Raw genomic sequence first — 13,721 nt, forward strand, 5'->3', positions numbered from 1 at the left:
AGCGACAGGATGCCCGAATTGCAAGGCCAATGCATGTGCGGCGCGGTCACCGTGACCGCGACCCCCGCCCGCGACGCGCTGGGCGCCTGCCATTGCGACATGTGCCGCCGCTGGACCAGCAGTGCGCTGGTCACCTTTCCGGCACAACCGGGCTATGCGGCGCTGGGGCCGGTCAAGACCTTCACCTCGTCAGACTGGGCCGAACGCGCCTTCTGCGAGGACTGCGGCTCGGCCCTGTGGTACCGGATCACGCTGCCGGGCGAGATGCACGGCCAGACACAGATCGCGGCCGGCCTGTTCGACAACGCGGCCGGCAACACGCTGAAACTTGAACTTTACATCGACAAGAAGCCCGAGGGATACGCGTTCGCAGGTGAACGCCGCCAGATGACCGAAGCCGAGGTCATGGCCATGTACGCCCCGTCGGAAGAAGGAGACAGCCAATGACGAAATATGATGCCGATTGGGTCCGGGCCGAGGAAGCCAAGCGCAAGTGGATGGCCGAAAACGGTCTCTATTCCGAGCAGGAAGAGCATTCCTCGTGCGGGGTCGGCCTGGTGGTTTCGGTTGACGGCAAGAAAAGCCGCAAGGTGGTCGAGGCCGGGATCGATGCGCTCAAGGCGATCTGGCATCGCGGCGCGGTGGATGCCGACGGCAAGACCGGCGACGGCGCGGGCATCCATGTGCAGATCCCGGCCCCCTTCTTCTATGACCAGATCCGCCGCACCGGGCACGAGCCCAAGATGGACCAGCTGATCGCTGTGGGGCAGGTGTTCTTGCCACGCACCGATTTCGGCGCGCAGGAGCGCTGCCGGACCATCGTGGAAACCGAAGTTCTGCGGATGGGTTACTACATCTATGGCTGGCGCCACGTACCGGTGGATGTCACCTGCCTGGGCGAAAAGGCCAACGCGACCCGGCCCGAGATCGAGCAGATCCTGATCTCGAATTCCAAGGGCGTTGACGAGGACACGTTCGAGCGCGAGCTGTACGTCATCCGCCGCCGGATCGAGAAAGCCGCCGCCGCCGCGGGGATTTCAGGTCTGTACCTGGCCTCGCTCAGCTGCCGGTCGATCATCTACAAGGGCATGATGCTGGCCGAGCAGGTCGCCGTGTTCTACCCCGACCTGATGGACGACCGTTTCGAGTCGGCCTTTGCGATCTATCACCAGCGCTATTCCACCAACACCTTCCCGCAATGGTGGCTGGCGCAGCCATTCCGCATGCTGGCCCACAATGGCGAGATCAACACGCTGAAGGGCAACATCAACTGGATGAAAAGCCACGAGATCCGCATGGCCTCGGCAACCTTTGGCGACTATGCCGAAGACATCAAGCCGATCATCGCAGGCGGATCGTCGGATTCGGCGGCGCTGGACTCGGTGTTCGAGGTTCTGGTGCGCGCGGGCCGCTCGGCCCCGATGGCAAAGACGATGCTGGTGCCGGAAAGCTGGTCGAAACAGGCGGTGGAACTGCCGCAGTCCTGGCGCGACATGTATTCCTATTGCAACTCGGTGATGGAGCCGTGGGACGGCCCCGCCGCGCTGGCCATGACCGATGGCCGCTGGGTCTGCGCCGGGCTGGACCGCAACGGCCTGCGCCCGATGCGCTATGTCGTCACCGGCGACGGTCTGGTGATCGCCGGGTCCGAGGCGGGCATGGTCCCGATCGACGAGGCCAGCGTTGTCGAGAAAGGCGCGCTGGGTCCGGGCCAGATGCTGGCCGTCGATATGAAAAAGGGCAAGCTGTATCGCGACAAGCAGATCAAAGACAAGCTGGCCGCGGCCCTGCCGTTCGGCGAATGGGTCAGCAAGATCAACGATCTGGACGAAAAGCTGGCGAAGGTCGCCGAAAAGCCGCTGTTCACCGGTGAAGAGCTGCGCAAGCGCCAGATCGCGGCGGGCTACACGGTCGAAGAGCTGGAGCAGATCCTTGCCCCTATGGCCGAGGACGGCAAAGAGGCCATCGCCTCGATGGGCGACGATACGCCCTCGGCGGTTCTGTCCAAACAGTACCGGCCGCTCAGCCATTTCTTCCGCCAGAATTTCAGCCAGGTGACCAACCCGCCGATCGACAGCCTGCGCGAATACCGTGTGATGTCGCTGAAGACACGGTTCGGCAACCTCAAGAACGTGCTGGACGAGGACAGCAGCCAGACCGAGATCATCGTGCTGGAAAGCCCCTTTGTCGGCAATGCCCAGTGGGAAGAACTGGTGGCGAATTTCGATGCGCCGCTGGCCGAGATCGACTGTACCTTCGAACCCGGCACCGGCGCACTGAGCGCCGCGCTGGCGCGAATCCGCGCCGAGGCGGAGGAGGCCGTGCGCTCGGGCGCGGGTCACTTGGTTCTGACCGATCAGTATTCCGGCCCCGGCAAAGTGGCGATGCCGATGATCTTGGCCACCAGCGCGGTTCATTCGCACTTGATCCGTCAGGGTCTGCGGACCTTCTGTTCGTTGAACGTACGCTCGGCGGAATGCATCGACCCGCATTATTTCGCGGTGCTGATCGGCTGTGGCGCGACCGTGGTCAACGCCTATCTGGCCGAGGATTCGCTCGCCGACCGGATCGAACGCGGGTTGCTGGAAGGCAGCCTGACCGAAAACGTCGCGCGTTACCGCGAGGCGATCGACCAGGGCCTGCTGAAGATCATGGCCAAGATGGGCATCTCGGTGATCTCGTCCTATCGCGGCGGCCTGAATTTCGAGGCCGTGGGACTGAGCCGCGCCATGGTGGCCGAATATTTCCCCGGCATGACCAGCCGGATTTCCGGTATCGGCGTCACCGGCATTCAGGCCAAGGCCGAGGAAATCCACGCCAAGGGCTGGGAGAGCGGCCTGGACGTTCTGCCCATCGGTGGGTTCTACAAGGCCCGCAAATCCGGTGAGACCCATGCGTGGGAAGCGACCTCGATGCACATGATGCAGATGGCCTGCAACCGCGCCTCGTACGAGCTGTGGAAGCAGTATTCGGCCAAGATGCAGGCGAACCCGCCGATCCATCTGCGCGACCTGATGGATTTCAAACCGCTGGGCAAGCCGATCCCGATCGAAGAGGTCGAATCGATCACCTCGATCCGCAAGCGGTTCGTCACGCCGGGCATGTCGCTGGGCGCGCTGTCGCCCGAGGCGCACAAGACGCTGAACGTGGCGATGAACCGGATCGGCGCGAAATCCGACTCGGGTGAAGGTGGGGAAGATCCCGCACATTTCGTGCCCGAGCCGAATGGCGACAACCCCTCGGCCAAGATCAAGCAGGTGGCCTCGGGCCGGTTCGGCGTGACCGCCGAATACCTCAACCACTGCGAAGAGTTGGAAATCAAGGTGGCCCAGGGCGCCAAGCCCGGCGAGGGCGGCCAGCTGCCCGGCATGAAGGTCACCGATCTGATCGCGCGCCTGCGTCACTCGACCAAGGGCGTGACCCTGATCTCGCCGCCGCCGCATCACGACATCTACTCGATCGAGGATCTGGCGCAGCTGATCTATGACCTGAAACAGATCAACCCGCGCTGCAAGGTGACTGTGAAACTGGTGGCGTCCTCGGGCGTCGGCACGATCGCCGCCGGGGTGGCCAAGGCCAAGGCCGACATCATCCTGATCTCGGGCCACAATGGCGGCACGGGCGCATCGCCCGCGACCAGCATCAAATATGCCGGCCTGCCGTGGGAAATGGGCTTGACCGAGGCGCATCAGGTTCTGGCGATGAACAACCTACGCGACCGGGTGACCCTGCGGACCGATGGCGGCCTGCGCACCGGGCGCGACATCGTCATGGCGGCGATGATGGGGGCCGAGGAATACGGCATCGGCACCGCCGCCCTGATCGCGATGGGCTGCATCATGGTGCGCCAGTGTCAGTCGAACACCTGCCCCGTCGGCGTCTGCACGCAGGACGAGAGCTTGCGCGCCAAGTTCACCGGCAATGCCGACAAGGTTGTGAACCTGATCACTTTCTACGCGCAGGAAGTGCGCGAGATTCTGGCCAGCATCGGTGCGCGGTCGCTGGACGAGATCATCGGCCGTGCGGATCTGTTGGCGCAGGTCAGCCGCGGGTCGGCGCATCTGGACGATCTGGACCTGAATCCGCTGCTGATCACCGTCGATGGCGCCCAGAACATCGTCTATGACCGCGACAAGCCCCGCAACGAGGTGCCCCACACGCTGGACGCCGAAATCGTGCGCGACGCGGCGCGGTTCCTGAAGGACGGCGAAAAGATGCAGCTGTCCTATGCGGTGCAGAACACGCACCGGACGGTGGGCACCCGCGTGTCCAGCCACATCGTGCAGAATTTCGGAATGCGCAATACGTTCCAGCCCGATCACCTGCATGTGAAACTCCAGGGCTCGGCCGGTCAGTCGCTGGGCGCCTTCGCCGCGCCGGGGCTCAAGCTCGAGGTGTCGGGCGACGCCAACGACTATGTGGGCAAGGGCCTGTCGGGCGGCACCATCGTCGTGCGCCCGCCGCAGGTCAGCCCGCTGCAGGCCGACCGGAACACGATCATCGGCAACACGGTTCTTTACGGCGCGACCGACGGGTACCTGTTCGCGGCTGGCCGGGCAGGCGAGCGGTTCGCCGTGCGCAACTCGGGGGCCAAGGTGGTGGTCGAGGGTTGCGGCTCGAACGGGTGCGAATACATGACCGGCGGGGTTGCGGTGATCTTGGGGGACATCGGCGCGAACTTTGGCGCGGGGATGACGGGTGGCATGGCCTATCTGTACGACCCCGAAGGCAAGGCGCAGCTGCTGATGAACATGGAAACCTTGGTGACCTGCCCCGTTACGGTCGAGCATTGGGAGATGCAGCTGAAATCGCTGATCGAGCGCCACGCCACGGAAACCGGCAGCCGCAAGGCCGCCGACATCCTGCAGCACTGGGACGTGGAAAAGGCCAATTTCCTGCAAATCTGCCCGAAAGAGATGCTGAACAAGCTGACCTATCCGCTCAGCCACGAGGCGACGGCGGTTCCGGCCGAGTAACCCGGGCCGACCCCGAACAAGACCCGCGCGCCGCAGCCCGGCGCGCGGGTTCTTTGTTTTCATGCGGACAGACGTCCGGGTGACCGCCCTCGCAGGCGGGGTTATGGGCGAATTGCGCCACAAAATCATCGTGAAATCGGGCCAATCGTTCGATAAGGTCGCAGAAATCGCAGGAGCCTTGGGAATGCCGACCACCTATCTCGATCAGTTTTTTATCATTGACCCCTTCAGCCCGCCTGCGGCAGGGACTGTTATGGTGGTCCAGAAATACAATCTGATCGATCAGAATGATGACGGAGACATCGACCGGTTCGACAATGACTCGGTCAACGGTCAGGATGTCACCAATTCGTGGCCCGGCGACACAGTCACGGTCAACGTGCCCGGCACGGGGAACGTGACTTACACCGGCATCACCTTCTATCTGGCCGATGGCAGCCGCGTGTTCACTCCGACGGATGGGCAGGTGCTGCAGCAGGGCACATTGGTGTCCACGTCATTCGTTTCTTCGCAAGGTCCCCTGACTGTGCCCGGTGAGCTGGGGCCGCCCTGTTTCACGCGCGATACGTTGATCGAGACGCCAAACGGCCCAACGCCGGTTCAGGACCTGAGCGCCGGCGATCTGGTTCTGACCGTCGACAACGGTGCCAAACCGTTGCTGTGGGTCGGAAAGACTTGCGTGCCGGCCATCGGAAAGACCGCACCGATCCGGTTTGCGGCCGGTGTTCTGGGGCTGGATCGCGAAACACTGGTTTCGCCGCAGCACCGAATGTTGATCGACGACTGGCGGGCCGAGTACTTCTATGGCTATCCCGAGATCCTGATCGCGGCGCATTGCCTTGTGAATGGCACCAGCGTGACCCGAGCCGAGGGTGGAGATGTCACCTATTACCATCTGTTGTTCGACCAGCACGAGATCGTGACAGCAAATGGCGCCAGAAGCGAAAGCTATTACCCCGGACATGCCCTGTCGCAATCCGAGCGGGATACCTGCCGCGAGCTTTTCGATCTGTTCCCCGAACTCGACCGTGCGGATCTGGGCATGTTGAAGACCGCGCGCCCGGTCATCCGCCCACGCGATGCGCAGCTGATCGGCTGATAAAGCCGTTCCAATATTCGGCTGCGCGGCGTATAGCGGACCCATGGCGAAGAAAGCGGCCCGCAAGAGCAGCGGCAAAAAGAAACAGGCGACCCGGCCGAAAAAGACTTGGACGCTCCTGCCTCGTATCCGGCGATGGGCGGTGCGTGGCGCTTTGGCGGTTGCCGGCGTCTTTCTGGCGCTGGTGTTGATCTATTCGGTGGTGAACCCGCCGATCACCCACACGATCTGGTCGGAATGGCGCCGTCTGGGCAAGGTCGAGCGCGACTGGGTGCCGATCGAGGAGATTGCCCCGGTCATGGCCCGTGCGGCCGTGGCGGCCGAGGATGCCAATTTCTGCCTGCACTGGGGGTTCGACGTGAACGCCATCCGAGACGCGCTGGAGGATGGCGGCAACCGCGGCGCCTCGACCATCACGCAGCAGGTGGTGAAGAACGTGTTCCTGTGGCAGGGGCGCAGCTGGGTCCGCAAGGCGATGGAGACGGTGCTGACCCCGGTGGTCGAAATTTTCTGGAGCAAGAAGCGGATCCTCGAAGTCTATCTGAATGTGGCCGAAACCGGTGAGGGGCTATTTGGGGTCGAGGCTGCGGCGCGCCGCAATTTCGGTGTAAGCGCCGCGGAGCTGAGCCCGGTGCAGGCCGCCCGCCTGGCCGCGATCCTGCCCGCGCCGCGCGCGCGATCGGTGACGGACCCGTCGGTCTATACCCGCCGGCGGGCCGCCGCGATACTGGATGGGGCGGCCACCATCCGCGCAGATGGCCGCGCCGATTGTTTCGAGGATTGAAACCCTTGCCGCTCAGCGGCTATTGCTGAGCGGTATTCACTGGATCGAATGGACTCTCATGGCGCGTTTGTTTCACGTTCCCCTTTCCCCGTTTTGCCGAAAGGTCCGTCTGGCGCTGGCCGAAAAGAAGATCGAGGTTGAGCTGGTCTCCGAGAAATATTGGGAGAAGGATCCGGATTTCCTGCGTCGCAACCCGGCCGGAAAAGTCCCGGTTCTGCGGCTGGATGGGCGGATCATGGCAGAAAGCACCGCGATTTGTGAATATATCGAGGAAACCCGCCCGGACCCCGCCCTGATGCCCCGCAAACCCGAAGCCCGGTACGAGGTGCGCCGTCTGGTCAACTGGTTCGACGACAAGTTCCACCATGAGGTGACGTCGAAGCTGTTGTACGAACGGGTGAACAAGAAGATGACCGGGCAGGGCTATCCGGACAGCAGGAATGTGAAAGAGGGCGCGCGGGCGATCAAGTTCCACCTGGACTACATGGCCTGGCTGCTGGATCAGCGGCGCTGGCTGGCGGGGGATCAGATGACCTTGGCCGATTTTGCAGCTGCGGCGCACCTTTCGGCGCTGGACTATATTTCAGACGTGGACTGGAACCGCAGCCAGGTGGTCAAGGACTGGTACGCCAAGATCAAATCACGCCCGGCATTCCGATCGATCCTTGCGGACCAAGTACCGGGATTCCGCCCGCCTGCCCATTACGCTGACCTTGATTTCTGATAGGTTGGGTCAGGGGGCTGTCTGCCCCCTCTTGGCCCGTTGGGTCAATTCACCCCCGAGGATATTTTGGGCCAGATGAACAGCGCGACAGCATTGAAGGACAGGTTGGTGGCGCAGGCCCGGGCCGAGGGGTTCGTGTCGTGCCGGATCTGCCGCCCGTGGGACGTACCGGAGGTGCCTGCGCGGTTGGCCGCCTTTCTGGCGGCGGGCTATCACGGGCAAATGGTTTGGATGGCCGAGCGGACCCATTGGCGGGGGGATCCGGCGAAGCTGTGGCCCGAGGCGCGCTCGGTCATCATGCTGGCCGAGAGTTACACGCCGGATCATGATCCGACCGAGGTTCTGGGGCGACCTGATCGCGGGGCGATCTCGGTCTATGCGCAGAACAGGGATTACCACGATCTGGTCAAGAAGCGGCTGAAGCGGCTGGCCCGATGGCTGATTGCCGAGGCTGGCGGCGAGGTAAAGGTGTTCGTCGATACCGCGCCGGTGCCCGAGAAAGCACTGGGCCATGCGGCCGGGTTGGGGTGGCAGGGCAAACATACCAATCTGGTCAGCCGCGATTGGGGCAATTGGGCCTTTTTAGGGTCTGTTTTCACCACTTTGAACCTGCCGGTGGATCCACCGGAAGTGGATCATTGCGGGTCGTGTCGGGCCTGTCTGGATGCCTGTCCGACGGATGCTTTCCCGGCACCCTATCAGTTGGATGCGCGGCGCTGCATTTCCTATCTGACCATCGAGCACAAGGGGCCGGTGGATCAAAAGCTGCGCGGCAAGCTGGGCAACCGGATCTATGGCTGTGATGATTGCTTGGCCGCTTGTCCGTGGAACAAGTTCGCGGTGGCGGCCAGCGACATCCGCTATGCCGCGCGCAAAGACCTGATGGCGCCGCCGCTGGCGGAATTGGCCGGGTTGGACGATGCGGCGTTCCGGGACAAGTTCTCGGGGTCTCCGATCAAGCGGATTGGGCGCGACCGGTTCGTGCGCAACGTTCTGTATGCCATCGGCAATTCCGGGTCGGCGGAGTTGATTCCGGTCGCGCAGTCGCTGACCGAGGATCCCGATCCGACGGTGGCCGACGCGGCGCGCTGGGCGGTCGAACAACTGTCGTGAATGCCGCAAACAGGCTGGACGCGTCGGTTCTATCCGCTACACCCGTGACTGCGAACAGGATGGAGACCCCGATGGCGTTGGCTTTGGGCGTGGATACCGGTGGAACCTACACCGATGCGGTGCTGATCCGGGACGAGGAAGAGGTGATCGCCTCGGCCAAGTCCTTGACCACGCGCGAAGATCTTGCGATCGGCGTCGGGCGGGCGATCCGGGCAGTGCTGGACCGGGCGCAGGTCGCACCCGGCCAGATCTCGATGGCGTCGCTGTCGACGACGCTGGCCACGAACGCGCTGGTCGAGGGGCAGGGCGGGCGCGTTGCGCTGATATATGTCGGGTTTCGGGATGGTGATCTGGACAGGCATGGGCTGCGCGATGCGCTGAAGGGCGACCCGGCGCTGGTGATCGCGGGCGGGCACAGCCATGCCGGGGCCGAGGCCGCGCCGTTGGATACAAGGGCGTTGACCGAATTTCTGGACCAGCAGTCCGGGATTTCCGGGTTTGCGGTCGCGGCCCAGTTCGCCACGCGCAACCCCGCGCATGAGCTTGAGGTTGCGCGGATCATCACCGAGAAGACCGGCGCGCCTGTGACCTGCTCGCATCAGTTGTCGGCCAAGCTGAACGGGCCGAAACGTGCGGTGACGGCGGTGCTGAACGCGCGTCTGATCGGAATGATCAACCGCTTGATCGGCCGGGCGCAGGATGTTCTGCACGAGCTGGGCATCGACGCGCCGATGATGGTGGTGCGTGGGGACGGAGCCTTGATGAGCGCCGAGCAGGCGCGGGAACGGCCGATCGAGACCATCCTCAGCGGTCCGGCGGCCTCGATCGTGGGCGCGCGGTGGCTGACCGGAGTTCAGGACGCGCTGGTTTCGGATATCGGAGGGACGACGACCGATGTGGCGCTGATCCGCGATGGTAAACCCGCGATCGACCCGGCGGGCGCCCGGGTTGGCGGGTTCCGCACCATGGTCGAGGCGGTGGCGATGCGCACTCATGGTCTAGGCGGTGACAGCCAGGTGCATGTGGTGACCGAGGGCCTGCGCGGCGGCGTTTTTCTGGGTCCGCGCCGGGTGCTGCCGGTGTCTCTGATCGCGGCCCAGGCGCCCGAGGTGGTCCATGCCGCGCTGGACGAGCAGTTGCGCGCGACCACGGTGGGCGAGCACGACACCCGTTTCGCCCGCCGCGTGCCCGGCATCCATGCCGAGGGTCTGGGTCCGCGTGAGGCGGGGCTGCTGGAGCGGCTGGGGGACAAGGTTCTTCCCCTGAGCGCCCTTTTGCGCACCCGGATGGAAAACGGTGCTTTGACCCGGCTGGTGGACCGCGGGATCGTTCAGGTCTCGGGGGTGACGCCGTCGGATGCCAGCCACGTTCTGGGGCGTCTGTCCGATTGGGATGCCGATGCCGCGCGCAAGGCGCTGGAGTTGATTGCGCGCCGGCGTGTGGGGTCGGGCGACCGACTGGCGGGCTCGGCCGATGAACTGGCCGGGATGATCGTGGATCAGTTGACCGAACAGACGATTTTGACCTTGTTAGAGACTGCTTTTGCGGAAGAGGCTGAGGAGTTCGGCCTGCCGCCCGAGGATCTGGCGCGCCATGTGCTGACGCGGCGGGGGTTGCGCGGGCATCGCGGTCTGCTGGCGTTGGATACGAAGCTGAACGTGGATGTGGTCGGGCTGGGGGCCTCGGCGCCAAGCTATTACCCTGCGGTCGGTGAGCGGTTGCGCTGTACAATGGTGCTGCCCGACTATGCCGGGGTGGCCAATGCGATCGGGGCCGTCGTGGGGCGGTTGACCATGCGCCGGGCGGGCACCGTGACCGCTCCGTCCGAAGGCCGGTACCGCGTGCATCTGAACGACGGGCCGCAGGATTTCCCCACGCCCGAACCCGCGCTGGACCTGCTGGAGGCTGAACTGCGGCGCGAGACCGAAAGCGCCGTGCGCGAGGCCGGTGCCCAGGATGTCCGCGTGATCGTCAACCGCGACATCCGCACCGCCCGGATCGAGGGCAAGGATGTCTTTGTCGAGGCGATGCTGACCGTCGAAGCCAGCGGCCGCCCGCGGGTGGCCGTCGGCTGACCGCTATTCTGCAGCGCTGCTGCGTTTGGGCAGAACCCAGTCCGGGCGCGGGAAGTGGCAGGTATAGCCATTGGGGATACGCTGAAGGTAGTCCTGATGCTCGGGCTCGGCCTCCCAGAAATCGCCGACGGGTTCGACCTCGGTCACGACCTTGCCGGGCCACAGCCCGCTGGCATCCACATCGGCGATCGTGTCCAGCGCGATCTGTTTCTGGGTCTCGTCGCAGTAATAGATGGCCGAGCGATAGCTCATTCCGATGTCATTGCCCTGGCGGTTCACGGTGGTCGGGTCGTGGATCTGGAAGAAGAACTCAAGCAGATCGCGATAGGTGATCTGCGCGGGGTCGAACCAGATCTCGATCCCTTCGGCATGGGTGCCGTGGTTGCGATAAGTCGCGTTGGGCACGTCGCCGCCGGTATATCCGACGCGGGTGCGCAGAACGCCGGGCAGCTTGCGGATCAGATCCTGCATGCCCCAGAAGCAGCCTCCGGCCAGAACGGCGCGTTGTTCGGTCATTTCGGGTCCTCCACTTGATCGAGGTATTCGCCATAGCCCTCGGCCTCCATGTCGTCACGATGGATGAACCGCAGCGCGGCGGAGTTGATGCAGTAGCGTAGCCCACCCTGGTCCAGCGGACCATCGGGAAACACATGGCCCAGGTGGCTGTCGCCGTGTTTCGAGCGGACCTCCGTCCGGATCATGCCCAGCGAGCGGTCCTCAAGCTCGGTGACGTGGTCATGCACGATGGGTTTGGTGAAACTGGGCCAGCCACAGCCCGATTCATATTTGTGGGTCGAGGCGAACAGAGGTTCACCCGATACGACATCCACATAAATGCCCGGTTCCTTGTGGTGCAGGTATTTGCCGGTGCCGGGGCGTTCGGTCCCGTTGCGCTGGGTGACGTGGAATTCCTCGGGCGAGAGGGCGGCGACAACCGATGGATCTTTGGTATATTTTGACATGGGTCCTCCGGCGTTATTCCTTTATTCCTTTCCCGAGATAATTGGGGTGCGCCGCGACAAAAGCAAAGCCCTGTTTTGCCCGGCTCGCGCGATCGTGCGGGTGATCTGCCGCCGTTCTTCGTGCGTATCAATGACAAAGAGGAGGTCAAGCCATGTTCAGAATGCTGTTGTTGTCTGCCCTGTTGCTGATCGGCCGGATGGTGCAGGCCGCGCCTGTGTCCGGAGAGTTCGCTTCAATTGATGGCGGCACGCTGTCGCTGTCGGATTGGCGCGGCCAGCCGGTTCTGGTGGTCAACACGGCCTCGCAATGCGGGTTCACCGGGCAATATGCTGGGCTGCAAAAGCTGCAGGACACCTATGGATCCGAGGGTTTGGTGGTTCTGGCGGTCCCGTCGGATTCCTTCAACCAGGAATTGGAAACCGCCAGCGAGGTCAAGGAGTTCTGCGAGTTGAACTATGACCTGACCCTGCCCATGACCGACATCACCCCCGTGACCGGCCCGCAGGCCCACCCGTTCTACAAGGCGGTTGCCGCCGAGACCGGGTTTGTGCCCAACTGGAATTTCAACAAGATCTTGCTGAGCCCCGAAGGCGAGGTCGTGGCGACCTTTGGGTCGACGACGCGGCCGGACTCCCGCAAGCTGCGCCGTCAGGTCGAGGCCCTGCTGCGCTGAACCGGCTGGCGTGACAACTGCACGGCCAGAATGCCCAGCGTGGTGACCGCAACACCGACGGCATCCATTGCGCCCAACCGTTCACCCAGAAGAATCGCGGCGATCGTGACCCCGAACACCGGGTTGAGGAAATGGAAGGTCGCCGCGCGGATCGGCCCGATCCGGTTGAGCAGCAGGAACCAGATCAGCGTGGCCAGCAGGCCGGGGAACAGGGTCGTGTAGGTGAAGGCCAGCGCCAGCGGCCAGGTCGGGCGGACATAAATCGTCTCGAACAGCGGGGCGGCGATGAACAGAACCGCCGAGCCGACGAACATCTGCAGGCCGACGACCATCATGAAGTTCCCGCCCGAGGTCGCCCCGCGCACGGCCAGCGTTGCGAAAGTCAGAGCCAGCGCGCCCAGCCCGCAGAGGGCAACGCCGAACAGGTCGATCCCGGCGCTGATCCGGCTGCTCATGATCAGGGCCACACCGGCGAACCCGGCCAGCAGCCCCAGGACACCCAGCGGGCGCAACCGTTCCCCGAACAGCAGCCAACCGGCCAGCGCCACCAGCAGAGGCATGGTCGATGCGATGATCGCCGCGACCGAGGCCTCGACCGTTTGCATCGCATAGAAATTCAGACCCAAATACAGGGCATTCTGGCAGATTCCGAACAGGATGGTCGCGTACCATTGCGACCGCGTCAGGCGCCAGCTCTGGCCCATGGCCGCGGCGATGGCGACACCCAGGATGCCGGAAATCAAAAAGCGTACGGCCAGCGAAAACAGCGGCGAGGCATCCGCGACGATGATCCGCGCCGAGGTGAAGGCCGACGACCAGATGAAGGCAAAGGCCAGCCCCATGGCGATGGCGCGCAGATCCATGACAAGCCTCGTTTGAATTCCGTGGCGACTGTTCCTGATTTTCTCTGGGTCTGCAACCGGCGGATGGCACCGTGCGGCATAGAAAAAGGGCCGCGAAACCGCGGCCCCTGTTTCGTACCACCTTGGGGTGGGATCAGCTGTTGACGCTGTCCTTCAGGGCCTTGGCGATGGTCATTTTCACGACCTTGTCGGCCTCTTTGGTAAAGGTCTCACCGGTGGCCGGGTTGCGCACCTGACGCTCGGGGCGCTCGCGGCAGTAGATCTTGCCGACGCCCGGCAGGGTCACGGCGCCACCGGCCGAAACTTCGCGGGTGATCAGGTTGGTGATCGCTTCCAGCGCCGCGTTCGCGGATTTCTTGTCGGTTCCCATTTCCTCAGCGAGAGCAGCAACCAGCTGAGTCTTCGTCATAGGCTTTGCCATTTCTTGGTCTCCTTAACGTGCCCGATCTAT

12 protein-coding genes are annotated in these 13,721 nt (G+C 63.8%); 8 read left to right on the top strand and 4 right to left on the bottom strand.

Annotated features, from left to right (window positions below):
• Positions 1-9: 9 nt before the first annotated feature.
• The 7 genes from AC2FME_RS11315 (at position 10) to AC2FME_RS11345 (ending at position 10,771) form a co-directional block, all read left to right on the top strand.
• The gene (locus AC2FME_RS11315; RefSeq protein ID WP_496800474.1) at positions 10-447 is read left to right on the top strand and encodes a GFA family protein; all 438 of its coding nucleotides are present in this window, start codon (positions 10-12) and stop codon (positions 445-447) included.
• Complete coding sequence (gene gltB / locus AC2FME_RS11320; protein WP_496800475.1) at positions 444-4,976, top strand: glutamate synthase large subunit; 4,533 nt, start codon at positions 444-446, stop codon at positions 4,974-4,976. The genes AC2FME_RS11315 and gltB overlap by 4 nt, the downstream gene beginning before the upstream one ends.
• Before the next feature lie 184 nt (positions 4,977-5,160).
• Positions 5,161-6,075 (top strand): Hint domain-containing protein, encoded by a 915-nt coding sequence (locus tag AC2FME_RS11325; RefSeq protein WP_496800476.1) that lies wholly within the window; start codon positions 5,161-5,163, stop codon positions 6,073-6,075.
• Between the two features lie 43 nt (positions 6,076-6,118).
• Positions 6,119-6,859, top strand: coding sequence for a monofunctional biosynthetic peptidoglycan transglycosylase (mtgA, locus tag AC2FME_RS11330; protein ID WP_496800477.1), 741 nt, complete (start codon positions 6,119-6,121; stop codon positions 6,857-6,859).
• A 58-nt stretch (positions 6,860-6,917) separates the two neighbouring features.
• On the top strand, positions 6,918-7,583 hold the full coding sequence (fzlA, locus tag AC2FME_RS11335) for an FtsZ-binding protein FzlA (RefSeq protein WP_496683184.1): 666 nt from the start codon (positions 6,918-6,920) through the stop codon (positions 7,581-7,583).
• Between the two features lie 75 nt (positions 7,584-7,658).
• Complete coding sequence (gene queG / locus AC2FME_RS11340) at positions 7,659-8,696, top strand: tRNA epoxyqueuosine(34) reductase QueG (protein WP_496800478.1); 1,038 nt, start codon at positions 7,659-7,661, stop codon at positions 8,694-8,696.
• Positions 8,697-8,767: 71 nt separating this feature from the next.
• The gene (locus AC2FME_RS11345; protein ID WP_496800479.1) at positions 8,768-10,771 is read left to right on the top strand and encodes a hydantoinase/oxoprolinase N-terminal domain-containing protein; all 2,004 of its coding nucleotides are present in this window, start codon (positions 8,768-8,770) and stop codon (positions 10,769-10,771) included.
• A 3-nt stretch (positions 10,772-10,774) separates the two neighbouring features.
• On the opposite strand, the gene msrA is transcribed toward AC2FME_RS11345, so the two are convergent.
• Entirely contained in the window at positions 10,775-11,287 is a 513-nt protein-coding gene (gene msrA / locus AC2FME_RS11350) for a peptide-methionine (S)-S-oxide reductase MsrA (RefSeq protein ID WP_170391424.1), read from the bottom strand.
• Positions 11,284-11,733: a peptide-methionine (R)-S-oxide reductase MsrB gene (gene msrB / locus AC2FME_RS11355; protein WP_496683177.1), complete on the bottom strand. Its 450-nt coding sequence runs from the start codon at positions 11,731-11,733 to the stop codon at positions 11,284-11,286. Before msrB ends, msrA begins: the two co-directional genes overlap by 4 nt.
• 152 nt (positions 11,734-11,885) lie before the next feature.
• Here msrB and AC2FME_RS11360 point away from each other — a divergent pair, with 152 nt between their 5' ends.
• The gene (locus AC2FME_RS11360; protein ID WP_496683174.1) at positions 11,886-12,407 is read left to right on the top strand and encodes a glutathione peroxidase; all 522 of its coding nucleotides are present in this window, start codon (positions 11,886-11,888) and stop codon (positions 12,405-12,407) included.
• On the opposite strand, the gene AC2FME_RS11365 is transcribed toward AC2FME_RS11360, so the two are convergent.
• Both AC2FME_RS11365 and AC2FME_RS11370 read right to left on the bottom strand, forming a co-directional pair.
• A complete protein-coding gene (locus AC2FME_RS11365) occupies positions 12,383-13,270 on the bottom strand; it encodes a DMT family transporter (protein ID WP_496712466.1) in 888 nt (295 codons plus the stop codon). The genes AC2FME_RS11360 and AC2FME_RS11365 overlap by 25 nt on opposite strands.
• A gap of 133 nt (positions 13,271-13,403) precedes the next feature.
• Entirely contained in the window at positions 13,404-13,691 is a 288-nt protein-coding gene (locus AC2FME_RS11370) for an HU family DNA-binding protein (RefSeq protein WP_005979685.1), read from the bottom strand.
• Positions 13,692-13,721: the final 30 nt, after the last annotated feature.

It is taken from the genome of Ruegeria sp. BHSC026 (assembly GCF_059613065.1).